The following is a 1,606-nucleotide window of genomic DNA, read 5'->3' on the forward strand; positions in this document are numbered from 1 at the left end:
CCGCAATGGTGATGGTGGCGCCGTTGTCCAGCGTGATGACCAGCGGAGTGCCGGTGACCGCGTTGCTGACCGTGGCAGAGAGGGTCGCCGTGCCGGCACCTTCGTCTACCGTGACGTCACCCAGCGTGACCGTCGTGGTGTTAATTGTGTCAATAACCTCAAACTCCACAGGAGCGGGGTCGAACTCAAGAACTTCATTCGCACCACCGCCGGTCATGCTGACGATATGGACCGCTTCTTCAGAAGGATCAACATACGGGTCGTCGCCTTGAACAGGAATAGGATCGGAGGAACCACTCAACTGACCGGCTGGAATAATGATCACAGCCCCATTAGAAAGGGTAATAGTGATATCGCCAGCAGACACTTTGTCGAGTGTGACGGTATATACAACGTCGCTACCTTCCGGAATGCCCTGGGCCTCAACATCCAACTCGATTTCGAGCAGGCTGCCGACAATAGTCGTCGTCGGCACGGCCTCATCTTCAACCGGTGGCAGTTCCGTAAACGTCGTGGATTCCGGCCCAGGAATGCCCAGCGTATTAAACCCACTATTTACATCACCCTGAGTATTATTGAAATCGACCACAATAAAAGAAGACCCACCCTCGTCACCTGCACCAGCGCCGGCGGCGGTGGCTTCGGTGACGGCGGTGGGATCTTCACCCCGGGCGATCATTTCCTGAATTTGTTCGGCAGTCAGCTCTTCACCCTTGGGCGCCGCGTTGGCGGGGTTGAAGACGTCCGAGTCGAGAATCATTTGGGAGGCAGAAGCGAGATCGAGATGGCTGCCATCCGCGAATTCGATCAGTACCAAGCCGCCGTCGGCGGTGACGATGGTTTCGTTGGCGTATACCTTATCGCCGGCTTGCAGGATACGTTCCGCGCCGCTCTGGTCCACCGCCTTGACGGTGCCGACTACGGTCTTAACGGTTCCGATGGATTCCAGCGTGGCGCCGGAGGCAACTTGCTTCACATCAGCCATTTCTTATTCCCCTTTTTTGAAAGTGAAACTGTATTCAGATTTTTGTACCGGTAGCGACTATATAGACCGGCACCCATTCTACCTATCGTACCTTGGTGCACCTGCACCTTGGTACTAACCCATACAGGGTATACCAAGACATGCCTTGCTTAATGGTACAGCTTTGGTCATCAATAACAGGCACCCGGCCTACCCTAAGGCGCCTCATCCACTCAAAACACCGCTATCCAATCGCATAGTCTTGTATCTTGGCTCGAACAAGCTTTTGCTATAGTGACGACTATAAAAGGGCGGGAGACGCCGAACCATCGTACCTTGGTCCGGTTTACCTAGTACTTTGGTACTACTTTTGGAGTTTACTCATGGTTCGACAGACTTCATCAGAATAGGTCGCAGTTAGTCCTAAACTTGTCGAAGAACTTTTCAGAGCTTACTAGAGAGAGGACGCAAGCAGCGCCTCAACATTAAACTGCTAGTGAAAAAGAGAAGTGTTATTGCGGACGCTTGCTGACATACAGCGCCAGTTGCAGGCGATCATGTACGTTCAGCTTCTGAAACACAGTCGTGAGATGAGCCTTGACGGTTCGGTCGGTAATATTGAGTTTGCGAGCGATAATCTTA

2 protein-coding genes are annotated in these 1,606 nt (G+C 52.8%); both read right to left on the reverse strand.

Annotated elements, in window-relative coordinates; translation table 11 throughout:
- Window positions 1-985, reverse strand: a 985-nt coding sequence (locus VLA04_03180; GenBank protein HSI20685.1) for a retention module-containing protein, incomplete at its 3' end; no start/stop codon positions are given.
- A 491-nt stretch (window positions 986-1,476) separates the two neighbouring features.
- The coding region (locus VLA04_03185) for a LuxR C-terminal-related transcriptional regulator (GenBank protein HSI20686.1) at window positions 1,477-1,606 on the reverse strand (130 nt) is incomplete at its 5' end.

The sequence above is a fragment of the Verrucomicrobiia bacterium genome (genome assembly GCA_035460805.1).
Lineage (GTDB): Bacteria > Patescibacteriota > UBA1384 > CAILIB01 > CAILIB01 > DATHWI01.